This is a genomic window from Rathayibacter sp. VKM Ac-2929, from assembly GCF_022815495.1.
GTDB lineage: Bacteria > Actinomycetota > Actinomycetes > Actinomycetales > Microbacteriaceae > Rathayibacter > Rathayibacter festucae.
Window position 1 is genome coordinate 1 of the sequence record NZ_JALGRV010000008.1, and the last position, 18,845, is coordinate 18,845.

Below are 18,845 nucleotides of genomic sequence, written 5' to 3' on the forward strand. Positions count from 1 at the left end.
TCGAGGCGGCGCTTGCGGCCGTCGAGCTCGGGCTTCTTGAAGCTGAGGTACTCGAGCAGCTCGACGGGCTTCGGGAACTGACGCTGGACCATGGATGGAGTGCCTTTCGTGCGTGAGTGAGCATGGCGACGTCTCCTCATCGCCTCGGAAGTCAGAGTGGGCGGACCCGGAGAGAGTTCATTCCGCCATCGACTGCGAGCGATGATCCGGTGATCGAGGAGGAGTTTCGACCCGCGAGGAACGCCACTGCTTCGGCGACCTCGCGTGTGGTGATCATTCGACCGATCGGCTGGCGCTGATTGAGCGCCTCCAGCTCGGCGGCGGGGTCGTCGAACGAGCGGAGATTCGCATCGACGAAGCCTGTGTGCACCGTTCCCGGATTCACGCAGTTCACCCGGATGCCCTCGCGAACATGGTCGGTGGCCATCGCGATCGTGAGGCCGTAAACGGCTGCTTTCGATGCTCCGTAGACCGCCCGTTGTGGAAGCCCGCTCGTCGCGGCCACGGAGCACATGTTGACGATCGAGGCACTGCTCGACTGGCGCAACGCCGGCAGCGCAGCGGCGCTCACTCGCGCGACACCGATCACATTGACGTCGAGGACTCGCTGCCAGGTCTCCTCAGTGCTCTCCTCCACGGTGCCGACAGCGCCGATCCCGGCGTTGTTGACGACGATGTCGAGTCCGCCGAATCTTCCGACGACCGAAGCGATCGCGGCGTCGATCGATGCTCGGTCCGTGACGTCGCAGCACACACCGAACAGGTCTGCCGGCACTGAGTCGACGTCGCGGTCGAGCACCGCCACTAGCGCCCCGCGCTCTGACAACAGAGAAGCGCACTCGGCGCCGATGCCCGAGGCGCCGCCGGTCACGATCGCGATGAGCCCGTCGAGCGCGCTCATCGTCCGGTCTCCGCCTGCTCGAAGCGCTGCTCGGCCTCGCCGAGTCCTTCGATCGAGAGCGTCACCGCGTCCCCGGCGCGGAGGTAAGGGTTACCCGGGATGCCGAGCGCGACACCAGCCGGCGTGCCCGTGTTCACGAGATCACCGGGGTGCAGCACCATGAACTGGCTGAGGTACCAGACCACGTAGGCGGGGTCGAAAACCATGTCAGCGGTTGTGCCGTCCTGGCGCACGACTCCGTTGACCGAGAGAGTGAGTCGGAGATCCGATGGGTCGAGCTCTTCGGCGGGGACGAGCGATGGTCCGAGCGGGTTGAAGGTCTCGCAGCTCTTGCCCTTGTCCCACTGCCCGCCGCGTTCTAGCTGGAACTCCCGTTCGGACACGTCGTGCGAGAGCACGTATCCGGCGATGCACGCCGCTGCCTCCTCAGGGGAATCGAGATATCGCGCTTGGACGCCGATGACGACACCGAGCTCCACCTCCCAATCGGTCTTCACCGAGCCGACTGGGATCCGCACGGCGTCGAAGGGGCCGACGATTGTCGCGGGATCCTTCATGAAGACGACGGGTTCTGCTGGGACGGCTGCGCCAGTCTCGGCTGCGTGGTCGCGGTAGTTGAGGCCGATGCAGACGATCTTGCCGGGCCTCGCGATCGGCGATCCGATGCGCAGCTCGGCGACGTCCGCCTCAGGGAGGAGCCCTTCTCTCAAAGCGGTTCGCACGCGGTTCAGACCGTCGTCGGCGAGAAAGACGCCGTCGATCTCGGAGGTGAGGCTTTCCAGGTCGTACGCGATGTCCAAGTCCAGGACGTAGGGGCGTTCAGCCCCCGGGTTGCCGAGGCGACGGATCTGCATGGTGGTCCTCCAGAGGGCCGGTGGATGAGCGGGTTGGGCGAAGAGCGAAGGAGAGAAGGTGGGGGATCCGACATCGCGGATCTTGCGTCACTGAAGTCGTTGACAGCGCAGACCGGCAGCCCCGCTCACCGAGTACCGAGACCGTAGACCCGCCGAGCGGTCCCGCCGAGAACGGCGGCTCGTCCGAGGGGGTCGAGAGAGCTCAGCAGATTCGTGGTCGCATCGATGATTCGTCGGTAGCCGCCCGATAGTTCCGAGACGGGCCAATCGCCTCCGAAGAGCATTCGATCCGGTCCGAAGACATCGAGCGCTACTTCTACAAACGGTCGAACCTGATCCAGGCTCCATGCGGCCGCGTTTGTGCCGAGGGACTGCAGACCGGAGAGCTTTGCCGAGACCGTAGGAAGGGGCCCCAGACGACGCACCAGCCGCTCCCATTCTCCTTCCGCCCACGGGCCAGCGGCGCCGACCGGCGGTTTGCCGAGGTGGTCGAGCACGATCCGGAGACCTGGGTGCCAGTGCACGAGTTCCGGGATGTGCTTCAGATGCGCAGGGAGTACTGCAGGGAAGTCGAACGCGAGACCTGCTGCGTCGATCAGATCGAGTATCTCGCGAGCGGCCGGGCGGAGGATCCAGTCGGGGTCCGGTCGATCGTGCACGAGCGATCGGACCCCGACGACGAGCGGGTCCTGCAGCAGCGATTCGAGTCGAGCCGCCGCCATCCTCGGGTCATCGAGAGGCACGAACGCGACGACTCCGATGAGCTCGCTGTGTGCTCTGGCTGCGGCCAGCATCGCGTCGGTGTCCTCATCGGTGTCGGCTGCCTGGACGAGAAGCGCCTGCGACACCCCCGCGCGGCGCAGCACGTCGATCGCCTCTTCGGCGGTGACGGTCCGATCGATCGGTGCGTGCTGCGGACCGAGCCAGTCGTAGCGATGCCGGGACGGGTCCCAGATGTGCAGGTGAGCGTCGATGACACCCGCTCCACGATCATCGGGGGTCGTGGTCTCCGGACTCACTCGATCAGCTCGTGGCTGCGGCCCAGTAGCCGCCTTCGGGGAATCGGAACTCTTCGATGGTCGCTTCGAAGAGTTCAGCCGAGTACCCAGGTCGAGACGGGACGATGTAGGCGCCGTCCTTGACGATGCAGGGGTCAACGAAATGCTCGTGCAGGTGATCAACGTACTCGGTGACGCGACCCTCGAGTGAGCCGGACACAGCGACGTAGTCGAAGACTGAGAGGTGCTGCACCAGCTCGCAGAGGCCGACCCCGCCGGCATGCGGGCAGACGGGCACGTCGAACTTCGCGGCCATGAGGTACACCGCGAGGATCTCGTTGACGCTGCCGAGGCGGGCGGAGTCGAGCTGGCAGTAGTCGATGGCCTCGGCCTGGAACAACTGCTTGAACAGCACCCGATTCATACCGTGCTCACCGGTCGCAACCCCGATGGGAGCCACGGCGCGGCGCACTGCAGCATGGCCGAGCACATCATCCGGGCTCGTGGGCTCCTCGATCCAGAGGGGTTTGAACTGCGCGAGCGCACGGACGTTCTCGATGGCTTCCGGAACATCCCAGACCTGGTTCGCGTCGATCATGAGGTCGATGTCCCAGCCGATCACCTCGCGGGCGAGAGCGAGGCGCCGCAGGTCGTCGTCGAGGCTGCCGCCGACCTTGAGCTTCACGTGCTTGTAGCCAGCATCGACGGCTTCCTGACACAGGCGCCGGAGCTTCTCGTCGGAGTATCCGAGCCATCCCGCGCTGGTGGTGTAGCAGGGGTATCCCGTGCGCTCAAGATCGGCGATGCGGTCAGCGCGGGTTGCGACCTTATCCGAGAGGATCGCGAGTGCCTCGTCCCTGGTCAACGCGTCCGAAAGATAGCGCAGGTCGGCGGCGTCGACGAGCTCGTCCGGAGTCATGTCGGCCAGGAGACGCCACAGCGGCTTCCCGGCAACGCGCGCAGCGAGGTCCCAGACCGCATTCATGACCGCCGCGAGAGCGAGGTGCACGACGCCCTTGTCCGGTCCGAGCCACCGCACCTGCGAGTCCGACTGCAGTTCGCGGTACAAGCCACCGAGGTCGCCGACGACTGCTGCCACGTCACGTCCGAGGAGGGAGGCCGCGCGGATTCGCGCGGCGAGCACGCAGAGCTCGTTGCCTCGTCCGATGGTGAAGGTGAATCCGAATCCGCTGAGGGCGGGATCGTCGGTGTCGATGCGAACGTAGGCGGCCGAGTAGTCGGCGTCCTTGTTCATCGCGTCCGAGCCGTCGGCGCTCAGCGACGTCGGGAAGCGGAGGTCGGTGACGGTGACGTCGGTGATCCGGGTCATGCGGAATGCCTTTCGAGGGTCGGGGCAGGGCGGCTCGAGATCGGGGTGGACGGGTTGAGGAGGCCGAGTTCGATGAGTTCGGTCCAGAGGTCGGCCGGGGGGTGTGAGGCGAAGCGCTCGACGTTCGAGTCGACTTGGTCAGCAGTCCGCATCCCGAGCACCACTGAGGCGACCGCCGGGTGGGTGAGCGGGAACAGGGCAGCGGCCTCCGGGAGCGAGCTGCCGTGCCGCTCGCAGACCTCGGCGATGGCGTTGGCTCGGCGGATCAACGCCTCGGGTGGGGCTGCGTAGTCGTAGCGGGACTCGGGGGTGGGACGAGGCCTGGAGAGCAGCCCGGAGTTGTAGACACCGGCTGCGATGATGCCCACGCCTCGCTCCTGGGCTGCGGGCAGGAGGTCGGCGAGGGCGCTCTGGTCGAGGAGTGTGTACCGGCCGGCCACCATGACGAGGTCGAGGTCACTCTCGCGGACGAATCGTGCCGGCGCCGCCGACTGGTTCATGCCCACTCCGACCGCCCGGATCACGCCCTGCTCGCGCAGTTCGATGAGCGTCGGGAGGGCAGCGTCGAGGGTCTCCTCGACGTGGTCATCGGGATCATGGACGTAAACGACGTCGAGGTGATCGAGTTGAAGACGCTCGAGGCTGGACTCGATCGAGCGGAGGACCCCGTCGCGGGAGTAGTCGCGCCGCCGGACGGCCGTAGCCGTGACCGCGAACCCCTCATCGTCGAGTGCGCCGGAAGGATTCTCGACAGGGTCCAGGATGCGCCCGACTTTCGTAGAGACGACGAAGGTGTCGCGGTTCCACTTAGCGAGGGCTTCGCCCAGTCGGCGCTCCGACAGCCCTAAGCCGTAGTGGGGTGCGGTGTCGTAGGTCCGGATCCGGCGCTCGTGAGCACGGGCGAGTGCGCCTGCTGCCTCGGCTTCGTTCGTCTCGCGGTAGAGATTTCCGAGTTGAGCGCCACCGAAGGCGAGTGCACCGAGGTCGAGCGCAGCGACGACGTCCTTCATTCGTGAATCTTCCTTTGAGCTGACGAGAGGGGTCCTTTCGCCGGGATCAGCCGGCGGTGGGACATGGATGACGCAGTCGTGCGGGACAGGGGTCGTTCCGTCCCGCACGACGTCGTGGTGGTGATGACTGCCCCGACCTCAGTCGAGTGGGATCACTCAGCAGGCCCGGGCGGTGTACGCGACCGTCGCGGTCCGGCTCGGTGCGGAGCCGACCGGTCCGACGGACGCGGTCGCCTCCCCGGCGGGCATGGTCGTGAGGCGGGTGGAGAACGCCGAGGACGCGTTCGCACCCGGCGCGACCTGAGCGAAGCTCTTCGAGCCGTAGGCGCTGGTGAGGGTTACCGCCATGGGTGTGCTGCCGGTGTTCGTGGTCGTGACGGTCAGAACCGCCTTACCGGCCACGCACCGAGAAGACGCGACGGTCGTGCTCGGGAAGGTCGCTGTGGCTGCCGAGATCCGGACGGAGTCCCACACCAGGGCGGAGGCGTCGAACGCGACCGCGATCCTGACATCGGATGACGCGGCGAAGGTCGACGGGACGGCCACCGAGCCCCTCTCGTTCGCATCGAACGCGACCGTGCCCAGATCGACTGCCGCGCCGGCGCCGGTGAGAGCCCAGACGCGGCCGGTGACTCCGGCGTTCGTCTTCGTTCCGGCCGGATCAGCGGTAGCGGCGTTCAGCGCCAGGGTGCTGCCGGCGGGGACGTCGTCGACGGCGATCAGGGTCGTCGACTGTCGGGCGGCCGACAGCCCGGAGGCGGTCGGGGCCTCCTGCACGAGCTGCCACTCCTGCGCGTCGTCAGCGGTGGTGTTCGTCGACGCGTCGATCGAGGAGGCCAGGCGGACCTGACCCCCCGCCGCAGTGCCGCTGAGGAAGAGGCCGGTGTTCTTCGTGGACTGGATCTTCGTGTAGCCGTCAGCTGTCGGTACGAGGGTCCACAGTTTGTCGGAGCCGTTGTCGTCGACCCACTGGGAGAGGGGCTGGCCGGCGGTGGCGTTGCCGAACCAGATGCCGAGGGCGCGGCCCCCCGCCTTGTTCAGGAAGGTGACGCTCGAGCCCTTCCGCTGCACGTGCCAGCGCTGAGTGTCGTTGCCCGGGTTGTCGCTCCAGGTGATGATGTCGGGCTGATCACCGGTGTAGACCGGGTCCTGCGTCTTGTCCTGTGCCGTGCTGAGGACCTGACCGGTCGCTCTGTTCACGAGCGAGTAGTAGGCGCCCTCGGAGTGGCCGAGATCGAGGGATGCGGTACTGACGGGTCCGGTACCCCAGGGAGCCTGCAGTATCTGGATGCGGCCGGTGCCCTCGACGTACTGAAGTGCGCGGCTGTAGCCGGCGGGAACTGTGGTCTGGTACTGCTTCCATGCGCCGTCGCTGCGCCCGGATTCGTTGACCCAAACGGCTCCGCTGTTCGCTGCGTTGTAGATCAATCCGCCGTCGGGCCGTTGGACCAGGACCGGGCTGCCGCCTTGCGCGAGTCCCTGAGAGCCGGCTGCGACGGGAAGCTGTGAGATCGGCAGTCCTTCTGCGCCGCCGACCGACCGGAAGTTCTCGGGATCGTCCGCGATCTTGTAGCGGACGTTGTCGCCCCCACCCCAGTACTCGTAGGTGAGGAGCCATTTGCCGTCCGTCGTGGGGACGATGTTGGTCATACCGGGTCGACCACCACCGATCTTGGTCTTCCCGTCGTGCGGTTGCGTGAGTCCGGCGACGTCCACGATGGGCGCCGTCCACGCGCCGACGCCGTCCCAGGTCGTGTGGGCCAGGATCTGCCCGCCGGAATCTGCGGAGCTGGCGTCGGCGGGATCGAACCGGGCGACGCCGGTGGTCGCGTCGTAGCCGAGGGCGTCTCTCTCGTCGGAGTAGAAGACGATCAGCTTCCCGTTCCGCATCATGAGGTAGGGCTCCCAGACGGGGTCCTGCCAGACCGAGTCTCCTTCGACTCCGGTGTACGACGTGGGGCTCGCGGCGACCTTCGAAACGAGATCCCAGGACGCGCCGTCGTTCGTGCTCGCCCAGAGAACAACGGCGGACGCGAGACGGTTGTTGTCGGTCGAGGTGCCCGGCGAGACGACCGTCGAGAGGATGACGGTGCCCTTCTTGTAACTGCCGAGGTCCTCGGGCAGCACGTAGAGGTAGGGGTTCGTCCAGTTGCTCGTGTATGGCGAGTAGGCGGGGTCGTCGGTGACGTAGGCCGGTGCTCGGAGGTCGGCGAGCTTCTGCCAGGTGTCGCCGTAGTCGTCGCTCTTGAAGATCGGCATGTCTTGGCCGATGACTGCGCCTTGACTGTCCTCGAACGCTGCGAGCAGGCGACCGCTCGGAAGCTGGGTCGACTTCGGGTAAAGGATGCAGGGGCTCTTGTTGCACGAGCCCGGGTCGGTCGCCGTGTACACCGAGGACGGCGTCGGCTGGTAGGCCGATGCGCTGACGCCTCCGCTCAGCGCGAGGCCGGTTGCGAGAGCGCCGACCGTGACGGTCGAGAGGCTCCATCTGACAAGGTTCTTCACGTTGCTCCTCCTTGAGCTCGATGCATCCATTCCACCGATCAGCTGGTGCGCGGGACGATGACGCGGACGGAAAGAGTTTCCAACCGTTCGACGGATCGACCTCACCCGGGACTTCGTCATGATGCGGTGAAGTCCGCCTGCACCCTCACGCGAAGAGTTCCCGGCTGGATGACGAGCGAGCGCGAGTCGATCTGTGTGGTGTTCGGGGCCTCGCGGAGGACACCGGCTCGCGGCAGGAGGATGGTGACGCCTTCGGGCCGCAGCCATTCGCCACGCGTCGACAGCTCGAGAGTGAGATCGATGCCGTCCGGAGTCCACGACAGTCGACTGACAGTGACTGCCCCTCGCGCGGTCAGACCGGTGATGGTGCCGGCGGCCCACTGAGACGGGAGAGCGGGCAGCACGTGCAGCGTGTCGCGGGAGGACTGCAGCAGCATCGCGGCGACGACAGCGGGCAGTGCGCCCGAGGCGTCGAGATTGAAGATCGCGCCGGCGTCGTGCGTCGTGCTGAGGGCAGGAGTGAAGTGGTCACGAGCCAGCCATACGGCGCACTGGTAGGCCGAGGACGCGTCACCGAGAGCCGCGGCCGCGAGTCCGATGGAGGAGAGTCCGAATGCCATCTCCATGTGACCGGGAGGGCCCGACGGATTCTCGGCACGCCACGCGGTCTTCGCTCTGACGGTGCCCAGTGCCGCCGCGCGGAGCTTCTCGTCGGTGAACGCCTCATCGGGCTCGTACCAGAGTCCGTGGAGCTGCGAGACGTGCCGATGAGCGATGTTCTCCGGCCATCGGGTGGACCATTCGGCGAGCGTTCCATCAGTGACGATTGCGAACTGAGGCAGCCGGCTTCGCGCGGCGGACCATTCCGCGGCGCGATGGGTGTCGCCCCGTAGTTCTGCGAACCAGGCGCCGACGCGGTAGCCGTCGCGCAGAGCGGCGATGTCCGCGGTGGCATCGGCGACCAGAGGGTTCTCGCTACCGGCCGGGGTGTTCTCGGGGGAGTACGAGGGCGAGAGGATCCCTCCGGCGTCGTCGATCACTCGGCGGGAGAAGTCGAGGATCTCGATCGTGAGGTCCCAGAGCCAGTCGTCGAGGATCGTCCGGTCGCCGGTGACTTGGATGTAGTCGGCTGCGAGCCGCAGGAACCAGGGACCGTTCCCGAGCCAGAACTGGTGGGGGTAGTCGCGGAGGAAGTGGTTGGCGTGTCCGTGAGTGGTCATCCGGGCGGGGAGGAGCATTCCGTCCTGCCCGAAGATCCGTCGGGCGTTGGATCGGTAGTGGTCGAGGTAGCGGCGGACGAGCCGGAACAGCGAGGTCATCACTTCCGGCGTGCCCGTCCAAAGGACAGCCGCGAGAGCTCCGAGCTGGACGTTCCCGTTCATCGTGTAGTCGGCGGACCATGCCGGCGACCAGGTGCCCTGCCAGACCCCTTGCAGTGTCGGCGGCAAGGACCCCGTGGAGACGGCGATGTTGCGCAGTCCCGCCAGGTAGGCGAGTTCCAGTACCCGCGCCTCGGCCTGCACCGCGCCGGCCGAGGCATCTTCCCAGATGCGTTCCGTCGGTTCGTCAGCGCTCGTCGAACCCGCGAGCGTCAGCTCGGAGGCGGGTAGCAGCGACGCGATGTCAGCCAGCACATGGTCTGATCCGGAGTCGTAGGTGGTGGTGACGTCGATGCGGAAGCGGCAGCCTGAGGCGGGCACTTCTACGCGCCAGGTATTCTCGCCGTCCGGCTCATGGGGCGCCTCCGAGATGACGCGGGCTTGGGCACTCGCCCCAGTACCCGGTTCGAGACCGAGCGCTTCGACGATGACGATCAGTACGGATTCGGTGGCTGCGGTCCGAGTGCGAATGGTGTCGCTGTAGTCGACGGGAAGGACGGTTGTCGCGGATGATCCCGCCTCGTGCACCGGTACGAGGCGCAGCCGACCGGAGATCGGCTCTTCCGACCAGAGCTCGACGTCGAAACCGGCGGTGCCGTGGCTGGTCGAGATGCTCAGGCCTGTTCTCGCGCCGGACGGCAGTTCCCACGAGACGCCCGCGTCTCCGTTGATGAGCGAGATGTCTCGCCGGTAAGCGCTCCAGTTCGTGTGGTCGGGCTGCCACTCCAGTTGAGCGATCGCTCCGAGCGGATCGGTCCAGATCAGCGTGTCCGGATCCCACCCCTGCTCGCGCAGGGTCTTCTCGACGAGGTCGGCGGCCGTACCTGAATCTCCGTCGGCGAGGGCCCTGCGGACAGCGGGGAGCGCGGGCGCGAGGAGGGGGGCGGGGACACGGCTGTTGGCCGGCACGAAGAAGTCCTCGTGCGCGAGCGCGACGACGTGCCGCGGTGGATCGCCGTAGAGGATGCCGCCGACGACTCCCGTTCCTGCGAGGAGGCCCTCCTCCCAGGTCTTCGCGGTCAGCGCGCTCCACGCGGCCCTGCTCATGCGTTCCCGCTTCGGATCGACGAGCGGACTGCCGCGTAGGTCGTCATCTCGCGCTGGTGGTCCACGTACCGCACGGGTCCGGTCAACTCGACGGTGACGATGGGAGCAGCGCCGGCGGCGTTCTCGGCGATGCTCAGTTCGATGAGGCCGGCATCGACGCGCCGACGTAACGCGCGGTCGGTGTAGGCGGTGAGATCGGCATGCATCGTGAAGCTCACCTCGGCGCTCTCGCCTGCCTGCAGCAGGAGCCTGGTGAAGCCGATCAGCTGGCGCACGGGCCGGGTGACATCGGCCTCGACATCGTGCAGATACAGCTGCGGGACGGCGGTGCCCGCTCGCGTGCCGCGGTTCTCCACCGTCGTGGAGACGGTCACCGTTCCGTCGGTGGTGATCCTCTCGGCGTCCACCTGGAGCGGCCCGAAGACGAGGTCGGTGTAGGAGAGCCCGAATCCGAAGGGGAAGGCGGGGGTGGGGTCGATGTTGCTGATGCCTTCGCTGCGCAGGGCGAGCGGCGGCGCGAGGTAGGTGCCGGGCTGGGCGGAGGAGGTTCCAGGGATCTGCACCGGCATCCGGCCACTCGGGTCGACTCGTCCGGTCAGGACGCCGGCGATGGCGGCCGCGCCTTCCTGCCCCGGGAAGAAGACCTGGAGCGCGGAGGTGGCCTGCTCGACGAGCGGCCCGATCGCGTACGGGCGTCCCGAGAGCACGATGAGGATGCTCGTGCCGGCTGCCTCGAGGACCCGTTCCGTCAGCTCGTGCTGTGATCCGGGGAGCTCGAGACCCAGCACGTCGCAGCCCTCGCCGGAGGTGCCGTGCCCAAACATGCCGGAGCGGTCCCCGACGACGACCATGGTGAGGTCTGCTGCGGCAGCGGCAGCCACGGCCGCTGGGATGTTCGCGGTGTCGTGGCCGATCACCGTTCCGCCGGCGATGAAGGTCACTTCCGCGTTCGGGAAGGCCTCCCGGATGCCCTGCAGGACACTCGGTGCGCTGATGCCGAGTCCCGCCTCGGGAAAGTTGGGGAGCACGTGATTCGGGAAGGAGTAGCAGCCGAAGAGCCCGTGCGGGTCATCCGCCAGCGGGCCGATGACGGCGACCCTTCGCGGCTCGTCGCTCAGCGGGAGCAGTGCGTCGGTGTTGCGCAGGAGGACGACGGACTCCTCGGCCAGTCGCGCCGCGATGTCGCGGTTGCGGGTCGAGTCCAGATCGACCGAGTGGTCGCGCTCCGGCGTCCAGTCCTCGTCGAGGAGGCCGAGCTCGGCCTTCTGGGTGAGGATGCGGGTGGCGGCGGTGTCGATGAAGTCGACGTCGACCCGCTCCGCGAGCTCCTCCGTGTAGGACGCGGTGTGGGGCAGTTCGACGTCGATTCCGGCCGTCAACGACAGCGCACCCGCCGAGACCAGGCCGTCCGCGACGCGGTGCATGGTCTGGAGGAAGGGGGTCGCCCAGTAGTCCGAGACGACCGTGCCGGTGAATCCCCACTGATCGCGGAGCAGCCCGGTCAGCAGTTCCCGGTCGCTCGCCGTCGGGACGCCGTCGAGCTCGGTGTAGGAGTTCATGACCGAGCGCACGCCGGCGGCGACGACCGCCTTCTCGAACGGAGGGAGCATCACGTCCCGGAGCTCGCGCTGGCCGATCGAGACCGGAGCGTGGTTCCGGGCACCGCGGGAGGCGGAGTATCCGACGAAGTGCTTCAGGGTGGCGATGATGCCCGCGGACTGGATGCCCCTGACATAGGCGGCGGCGAGCTCGGAGACGAGGTAGGGGTCCTCGCCGAGCGTCTCCTCCACTCGGCCCCAGCGGTAGTCGCGGACGACGTCGAGGACCGGAGCGAGACCCTGGTGCACCCCCAGCGCCGCCATGTCGGTGCCGATCGCCTCGCCCATCTCCTTCACGAGATCGGGATGGAACGTGGCCGCCCAGGCGAGCGGGGTGGGGTAGACAGTGGCCTTCCAGGCGGTCAGACCGGTGAGGCACTCCTCGTGCGCGATGGCGGGGATCCCGAAGCGGTTCGCGTCGACCACGCGGCGCTGCAGGCCGACGAGTCGCGCGATGCCCGCCGCGGGCTCGACGGGCGCGGTCCCGAACGGTCTGGTGATGTGACCGATGCCGTCGATGATCGCCTCCTCGAACGGAAGAGCCATCTCGTGGGTCTCCTGCAGCGGGGCGACGGCCTCCTCCAGGTCCTCTGAGCCGGGCCAGGTGCTGCCGATCTGCTGCAGCTTCTCGCGGAGGGTCATCTGCTGAACCAGTGACGCAGCGCGCTCCGCCGGGGTCGACGACGTGTCTTTCCAGAGCGGGAGTGCGTCGGTGGCGGGAGTGGTCATGACGGCCTTTCGGGGGAGTGCTCGGCGCGGTGCGCTGTGGAGGATCGGACCTCGAGATGCGTCGACAGCTCGACGCGCTTCGTGGTGATGTTCTCGCCTCGGGAGAGGCGCAGGAGAGTCGTGACGGCCGTTCGACCGATATCGGCGATGGGCTGGTGCACGGTGGTCAACGGCGGTGCGGAGATGCGCGCGATGAGGGTGTCGTCGAAGCCGACGACGCTGAGATCGTCGGGCACTGTGATGCAGAGCTGTCGTGCGGCCTCGAGCACCCCCATCGCTGAGGCGTCGCTGCCCGCGAAGATCGCCGTCGGCGGGTTGTCCGACGACAGGAGGGCCCTCGCGGCAGCCAGTCCGTGCTCGTAGCTGTACGCCTCGCGGGGCACGCTGGTGAGATCGACGTGGATGCCGGCCTCCGCCATGGCGGCGGCCCAGCCGTGGGCTCGGACGATGTCGCAGCTGGCCCGCGGTGGTCCGCCGATGTAGTCGATTCGACGGTGGCCGAGCTCGAGGAGGTGCTTCGTCGCCTCGTACGCGCCGGCCCAGTTGGTGGCGCCGATGCTGTGGGTCGTCGTGCGGGGGCTGTCGATCGGGTCGACGAGGACCATCGACAGCCCGGCGGCTCGCAGCGCGCGCTCGCGGGACGCCGAGTAGGTGCTGGTGACCTCGATGACGCCCAGGCGCCCCGCTCGAGCCAGCGTGCTCGCCCACGCCGTAGGAGTGTCGGTGATCGCGGACTCGATGGAGCGGGTGAGGAGTCCGATCCCCAGGCTGCTGGCGACCTCGATCGCCCCACCCAGGAAGGCGGCGAGGTAGGGATTGCTGACATCCCGAGGCTCCACGAGCATCTCGATCGTCGACTCCCCGGCCAGGCTCGCCGCTCTCTGACGATCCGCAAGAGCGACGAAGCCGAGCTGCTGCGCGGCGGCGTCGACACGATCCCGCGTCCCGTCGCCGACTCCGGCGCGTCCGTTCATCACCTTCGACGCGGTCGACAGCGAGACGTTCGCAGCCTTCGCGACGTCCTGGAGAGTCACTTTGCGGGCGCTGCCGTCGAGCGACATCACTTACCCCCGACGCCCATCAACCCCCGGACGAGAGAGCGGCGGGCGAAGACGTACAGAAGCAGGATCGGGACGACGGTCAACACGATCGCCGACATCAGCCCAGGGATGTTGAGCGAGAACTCCTGCCGGAAGATGCCCAGCGCGAGGGTCGCGACGCGGTTGTCGGCCGAGCGCGTGAGCACCAGCGGGAGCAGGTAGTTGTTCCAGGCGTTCAGCGCCGAGAAGATCACGATGGTCGAGACCCCGCCCTTCGAGAGCGGAAGCACGAGGGTGGCGAAGGTCCGGAACGAACCGGCGCCGTCGAGCGCCATCGCCTCGTACTGCTCCGTCCCGATCTCGCGCATCGAGCCGGAGAGGATCAGCGTCGTCAGAGGGATCAGGAAGACAGCCGTGGGGATGATGACACCGAGCAGCGTGTCGTAGAGCGACAGACGGTCGATCAAGAAGAACACCGGGATGACCACGACCTGAGCGGGGATGGCGAGCCCGAAGAGCATCACGCGGAAGACCACGCGCACCCAGCGGCTCTCGCTGCGGACGATGGCGAAGGCGAGCGGTGGCACGACCAGCAGGATGATGAGGACGGTGCCGACAGTGATGAGACCGGAGTTCAGCAGGAACCGTCCGAAGCCCTGCTGGAAGGCGTAGACGTAGTTGTCGAGGGTGAACTCGCGCGGCAGGCCGAGGGGTCCGTTCTCCGCGTAGGTCGCACGGCTCTCGAAGGAGGCGCGGACCATGACGTAGACCGGGATCATAATGATCAGCAGCCAGAGCCCGGCGAAAAAGCCGGCGATGTAGTTGGGTCGGGTGCGCATCAGAGGCCTTCCTGAGTGCCCTGCATCTGGTCGTACCCGGTCGCTCGCACCATGCCGATCGACACGATGGCGGCGACCGCGATGACGATGACGGCGACGACGCAGCCGTAGCCGAAGTCGAGAGCAGAGATCCCGCGGTCGTACATGAAGAACGGCAGGTTGGACGTCGCGCCGCTCGGGCCACCGCGGGTGAGGATGAGGATGAGATCGAAAGTGGTGAAGGTGCCGACCACCATGAGGATGGTGGAGGTCACGATCGTGTTCTTCAGCTGCGGGACGGTGATGGAGAAGAACTGCCGCACGGTGCCGGCCCCGTCGATGGCGGCCGCCTGGTAGAGCGTCTCGGGGATCGACCGCGCTCCGCCCTGATAGATCAGGGTGTGCAGGGGAGTGGCACCCCACAGGTAGATGAACGCGATCAACCCGATGGCGCTGGCGGGCTGTCCGAGGATGTTGCTGAAGAGGTTGTCGGGGCCGAGCAGCGGCGTCAGGAGGGCCGGGATGCCGAAGTTCGGGTCCGCGAGCGAGGCCCAGAGAACAGCCACGGCGGCGGTGCTCATCAGCAGAGGGATGAAGTACAGCGCAGCGACGACGGCGCGGGCCCGCTGCGGGCCGGCAGCCCAGACGCCGATCAGGAGACTGACGGGGAGCTGCGTAACGACGGCCAGGATGACCAGGACGACCGTGACGACGAGGCTCCGGTGCAGTGCAGTGTCAGTGAGGACGCGCGCCCAGTTGTCGAGGCCGACCCACTGGGGCGCGATGAGGCGGATGCCGTTGTACTCGGTGAACGAGAGGTAGACGGCGAAGACGAGGGGGAGCAGAGCGAAGACGGCGAACATGATGATCGCGGGGAGGGACCAGACGAAGCCGGGGCGGCCTGCTTTGCGCGGGCCGGGGCGGCCTGCTGCGGGCAGGCCGCCCCTCTTCGCCTGAGCCTTCTCTTCATCGAGGAGGAGGGTCATGGCTTGGTGCCTTTCATCGTGACGGACGCTCAGCGGCCGTCGGGGTTCTTCTACTCCTGGGCGGTCGCGGCCTGCACCGCGGAGACCCACTCATCGGCGTCGATCGTGCCGTTGAAGTAGTCGGCCATGGCGTTCTGCAGCGGCGTCTGGCTGGAGGCGGGCACCACCTGGTCCCAGGACAGCTGGAACGTGGGGGCGTCCGCGACCAGGCCGGCGACGAAGGTGAGGAACTCCTTGTTGGTCTCGTCGAGGCTCGAGTCGGCCGCGACGAGTTCGCCGGCGTTGGTCGTCGGGGGGAGGTTGCCCAGGGCGAGCTGGTCGTTCAGGAACTCGTCGCTGTAGAGCTCGGCCAGGAAGCCGCGGACGGTGTCCGGGTACCGGGTGTCGGCAGCGACGTTGTAGAAGTTGCTGAGGTTGCCTGCGATGTCGCCCGCTTCGTCCGACCCGAAGGACGGGAAGGCGGTCCAGCCGAGGTCGTTCTGGACGAACTCCTCGTCGCCGCCTTCGATCGTGGCGTAGTGCCACGTCCCCATCAGCTCGTAGGCAGACTTGCCGGTGCGCAGGAGGGCCGCCGATCCGTCGGTCCCGTAGGAGACCGAGTCGAAGTTGTTCCCGAAGGCGCCCGAGTCCACGAGCTCGCGGATGTCGTCGAGGGCTTCACGGCTGTCGTCGCTGGCCCAGACGTCGGTACCGCCCGACAGGCCGTCCTTCACGGCATCGGCACCAGCAACCCGGTCGAACATGTACTGGTACCACATTTGCGTGGGCCACTTGTCGGCTCCGGCGAGACCGATCGGCGTGACGCCGGCGTCGCTCAGCGGACCGACCTGGGCGAGGAGGTCGTCCCAAGTCGCCGCCGGCTCGAGACCTGCGTCCGCGAGGACCTTCTTGTTGTAGTACAGGAAGGTTGGTGCGACGCCGCGCATCGGAATGCCGTAGGCGTCCCCGTCGATGACCTCCTCGTCGAAGACCGACGGCAGGAAGGCGTCGCGCAGCTGCGGGTCCTCCTCGATGAAGTCGTTCAGAGACAACAGGGCGCCGGCGTCGACCAGGGGCTGGATGCCTGCGGCGCCCCAGCTCATGAAGACGTCCGGGGCGGAAGCGGTGCCGATCGAGTTGCGTACCGCGGTCGTGTATTCGGATCCGGAGGTGGATCCGGTGTCGATGACGACCTTCACCTCGGAGTTCTCGTTGAACCGGTCAGCGGCGGCCTGCTCCGCCGATGCGGCAGCGTCCCCCAGCACCAGGACGTGGATTTCGTTGTCGGGTCGTGCGGAATTTCCGGGGCCATCGGAGCTGTTCCCACCGGAGCAGCCCGCAAGGACGACGCCTGCGACCAGAACCAGGGCAGTCGCCGCAGCTCCCCGGAAGGGTCCGCGGGATCGCGAGTTCATCATTGAATGCCTCTCTGCATCATGATTGCTGCCGCCCCCGAGGGCCGGCGCAAGCCCGCTTCGTTGCCGGGCGTTTGAAAACTAGCAACTTCACAACGCCCTGTAATCGCGGCCATACGCGAAAAACTTTCGTACTTCAGCTCGCCGGTCTGAAAGCTGGAAGGAGGGCCGGAGCCGCCGGGGTAGCGCTCCAGGACGCGGCGGCGTTGAGAGCTCGGTGAGCACTAGGGAAAGTTGACTGTCGTGCGGCCGGTGAGCGGGCAGTGCTGGGTTGCGAACCGCAACATCTGCGCGTCAGCGACGATCGTCGATCTGCTCGTGTCCAGAGATCCGTACCCGCGCGTGCCTCGACGGCGGACATCTCCCGCGAGTCGTCCGCTGACCTGACGGAGTCGCGTAGCCGCTCGTTCAACCGTGACCCATGAGGGATGAGACATTGCGACCAGAACACGGTGATTAGAAAGTGTTTCGCTGTAGCCCTCGCTTGAGGTTTATGAGCTTCGTGACAGCGTTGTTTTGGGTCTCGTCGACCCTGACGGCGCCCCGTTCAACGAAGAACAAGGGAATATATAGATGCGAAAAAAGATTCTCGCGATCGCGGTGGCCGCCGCGGTCGCTTTGTCGGCAACGGTCGCGTCGTCGGCCCAGGCTTACGGTCCGTCCGTGCTTTACAGTTCGCCGGCCGATGCTCAAGAATATGGGGCGCTTTACCCGAAAACGGTTGAACTTCAGCACAACGGAGCAGCAAACGGAACCCTGCTCGCGACGTTCGAGCAGGTGCGAACCACCAATCCGGTCTTTCCCATCTACCGCAGCACCGACAACGGCGCCACATGGTCGAAGATCAGCGAAATCGCCGACACCGTCAACGGCTGGGGAAATAGGAACGGCAACTTCCTGTACGAACTCCCGCAACAGGTCGGTTCGCTAGCCGCCGGAACGATCCTCTCCGTTGGGCTTTCCGTTCCGTCCGACAAGTCGGCAGAGCGCATGGAAGTGTACAAGAGCACTGATCAGGGGCGCACCTGGCAGTATCTCAGCCGAATTGCTTCAAGCGGCGGCTACAGCACGACGCCCATTTGGGAGCCCTTCGTGCTCGTCGCGAACGGAAAACTGATCGTTTACTACTCTGACGAGCGGGACAAGGCGAACAACAATCAGAAGATCGTTCACCAGACCTCGACTGATGGCGTCAACTGGGGACCGGTCATCGAAGATGTGGCGCCCGACGACACCAATCTCCGACCGGGCATGCCCGTCGTCAGCCGGATGGCAGACGGCCGGTACCTGATGACCTATGAGGTGGTCAACGCGCCAGGCCTGCCCAACAACTACAAGATCAGCTCCAACCCGGAATCCTGGAACCCGACCGACCTCGGCACCACCATCGACTACGGCGGAAGCCCCTACAACATCGTCCTTCCGAACGGGAAGATCCTCTACAACAGCTACGGCTCCTCCGACGTCCTCGTCAACACCGGCAACGGTTCGGGCTCTTGGACACCCGTGAAGGTGAAGGAGGCCGCCGGATATAGCCGGACCCTTCAGTATGTTCACGCTACGGGGCGTGTCCTCATCATGACCTGCCCCGGTTTCTTCGAGAACAATGGGCAGAATAAGAACGTCATCACGTACGGCGATGAAGACTTCGGCAACAGTGCTGGCGCTTACTACAAGGTCGTCAATCGCGCCACCGGCAAGGTTCTCGGCGTGAACGCGGGCTCTCTCACCGACGGGGCGAACGTTGTGCAGTGGTCGGACATCGGCAGTCAGGATCAGGCTTGGCATATGACGACCTCTTCCAGCGGAGCCACCGTCTTCGGAAACCGCGGAAGCGGGCGAGTCCTTGGCGTTTTCCAGGGTTCGACGTCGCAGGGTCAGTCCGCGGTCCAGTGGCTCGACTCAGGCGCCGCGGATCAGAGTTGGACCGTCACGACGGTGGGCTCCTATGTGACCATCCGAAACACGAAGAGTGGTCTCTACCTCGGCGTCCAGGGCGGATCCTCCGCGGAAGGAGCTCAGATCATTCAGTGGCCCGGTGACAACTCGATGAACCAGCAGTGGCAGCTGGTAGCAGTGCAGTAGTAGGCCAACACATGCGGGCGCCTCATCCGGAACTGATCGGGTGGGGCGCCTTATGCGTGAGCAGCCCCCGACCCAGTTGACGCCGCTGTAGATCACCTGAGCGTCAGAAATAGGCGGTGCTCCTCTTAGGACAGACCGAGTGTGACCAGCCCTCTCTCGCGGGCGAGGATG

General features: G+C 66.6%; 13 protein-coding genes. 1 reads left to right on the forward strand and 12 read right to left on the reverse strand.

Annotation, left to right across the window (positions count from 1 at the left end; genetic code table 11):
* Positions 1–151 precede the first annotated feature (151 nt).
* From MT355_RS19820 to MT355_RS19875, 12 genes are all read right to left on the reverse strand, one after another.
* A complete protein-coding gene (locus MT355_RS19820; protein ID WP_243600850.1) occupies positions 152–901 on the reverse strand; it encodes an SDR family NAD(P)-dependent oxidoreductase in 750 nt (249 codons plus the stop codon).
* Positions 898–1,755 carry a fumarylacetoacetate hydrolase family protein gene (locus MT355_RS19825; protein WP_243600851.1) on the reverse strand — a complete coding sequence of 286 codons (858 nt, stop codon included), beginning with the start codon at positions 1,753–1,755 and terminating at the stop codon, positions 898–900. The genes MT355_RS19820 and MT355_RS19825 overlap by 4 nt, the downstream gene beginning before the upstream one ends.
* Positions 1,756–1,880: 125 nt before the next feature.
* Positions 1,881–2,774 carry an amidohydrolase gene (locus MT355_RS19830; protein WP_243600852.1) on the reverse strand — a complete coding sequence of 298 codons (894 nt, stop codon included), beginning with the start codon at positions 2,772–2,774 and terminating at the stop codon, positions 1,881–1,883.
* Between the two features lie 4 nt (positions 2,775–2,778).
* Positions 2,779–4,083 carry an L-fuconate dehydratase gene (locus tag MT355_RS19835; RefSeq protein ID WP_243600853.1) on the reverse strand — a complete coding sequence of 435 codons (1,305 nt, stop codon included), beginning with the start codon at positions 4,081–4,083 and terminating at the stop codon, positions 2,779–2,781.
* Positions 4,080–5,093, reverse strand: a complete 1,014-nt coding sequence (locus MT355_RS19840; protein ID WP_243600854.1) for an aldo/keto reductase — start codon at positions 5,091–5,093, stop codon at positions 4,080–4,082. The genes MT355_RS19835 and MT355_RS19840 overlap by 4 nt, the downstream gene beginning before the upstream one ends.
* Positions 5,094–5,249: 156 nt before the next feature.
* Complete coding sequence (locus MT355_RS21730; protein ID WP_243600855.1) at positions 5,250–7,598, reverse strand: RICIN domain-containing protein; 2,349 nt, start codon at positions 7,596–7,598, stop codon at positions 5,250–5,252.
* Between the two features lie 116 nt (positions 7,599–7,714).
* On the reverse strand, positions 7,715–10,024 hold the full coding sequence (locus MT355_RS19850) for a glycoside hydrolase N-terminal domain-containing protein (protein ID WP_243600856.1): 2,310 nt from the start codon (positions 10,022–10,024) through the stop codon (positions 7,715–7,717).
* On the reverse strand, positions 10,021–12,351 hold the full coding sequence (locus MT355_RS19855) for a beta-glucosidase (RefSeq protein ID WP_243600857.1): 2,331 nt from the start codon (positions 12,349–12,351) through the stop codon (positions 10,021–10,023). Before MT355_RS19855 ends, MT355_RS19850 begins: the two co-directional genes overlap by 4 nt.
* Positions 12,348–13,385: a LacI family DNA-binding transcriptional regulator gene (locus MT355_RS19860; RefSeq protein ID WP_243600858.1), complete on the reverse strand. Its 1,038-nt coding sequence runs from the start codon at positions 13,383–13,385 to the stop codon at positions 12,348–12,350. Before MT355_RS19860 ends, MT355_RS19855 begins: the two co-directional genes overlap by 4 nt.
* A gap of 26 nt (positions 13,386–13,411) precedes the next feature.
* A complete protein-coding gene (locus tag MT355_RS19865) occupies positions 13,412–14,230 on the reverse strand; it encodes a carbohydrate ABC transporter permease (protein ID WP_243600859.1) in 819 nt (272 codons plus the stop codon).
* Positions 14,230–15,195: a carbohydrate ABC transporter permease gene (locus tag MT355_RS19870; RefSeq protein WP_243600860.1), complete on the reverse strand. Its 966-nt coding sequence runs from the start codon at positions 15,193–15,195 to the stop codon at positions 14,230–14,232. The genes MT355_RS19865 and MT355_RS19870 overlap by 1 nt, the downstream gene beginning before the upstream one ends.
* A 50-nt stretch (positions 15,196–15,245) precedes the next feature.
* A complete protein-coding gene (locus MT355_RS19875) occupies positions 15,246–16,439 on the reverse strand; it encodes an extracellular solute-binding protein (RefSeq protein ID WP_243600861.1) in 1,194 nt (397 codons plus the stop codon).
* A 723-nt stretch (positions 16,440–17,162) separates the two neighbouring features.
* Here MT355_RS19875 and MT355_RS19880 point away from each other — a divergent pair.
* Positions 17,163–18,674: an RICIN domain-containing protein gene (locus tag MT355_RS19880; protein WP_243600862.1), complete on the forward strand. Its 1,512-nt coding sequence runs from the start codon at positions 17,163–17,165 to the stop codon at positions 18,672–18,674.
* Positions 18,675–18,845 lie beyond the last annotated feature (171 nt).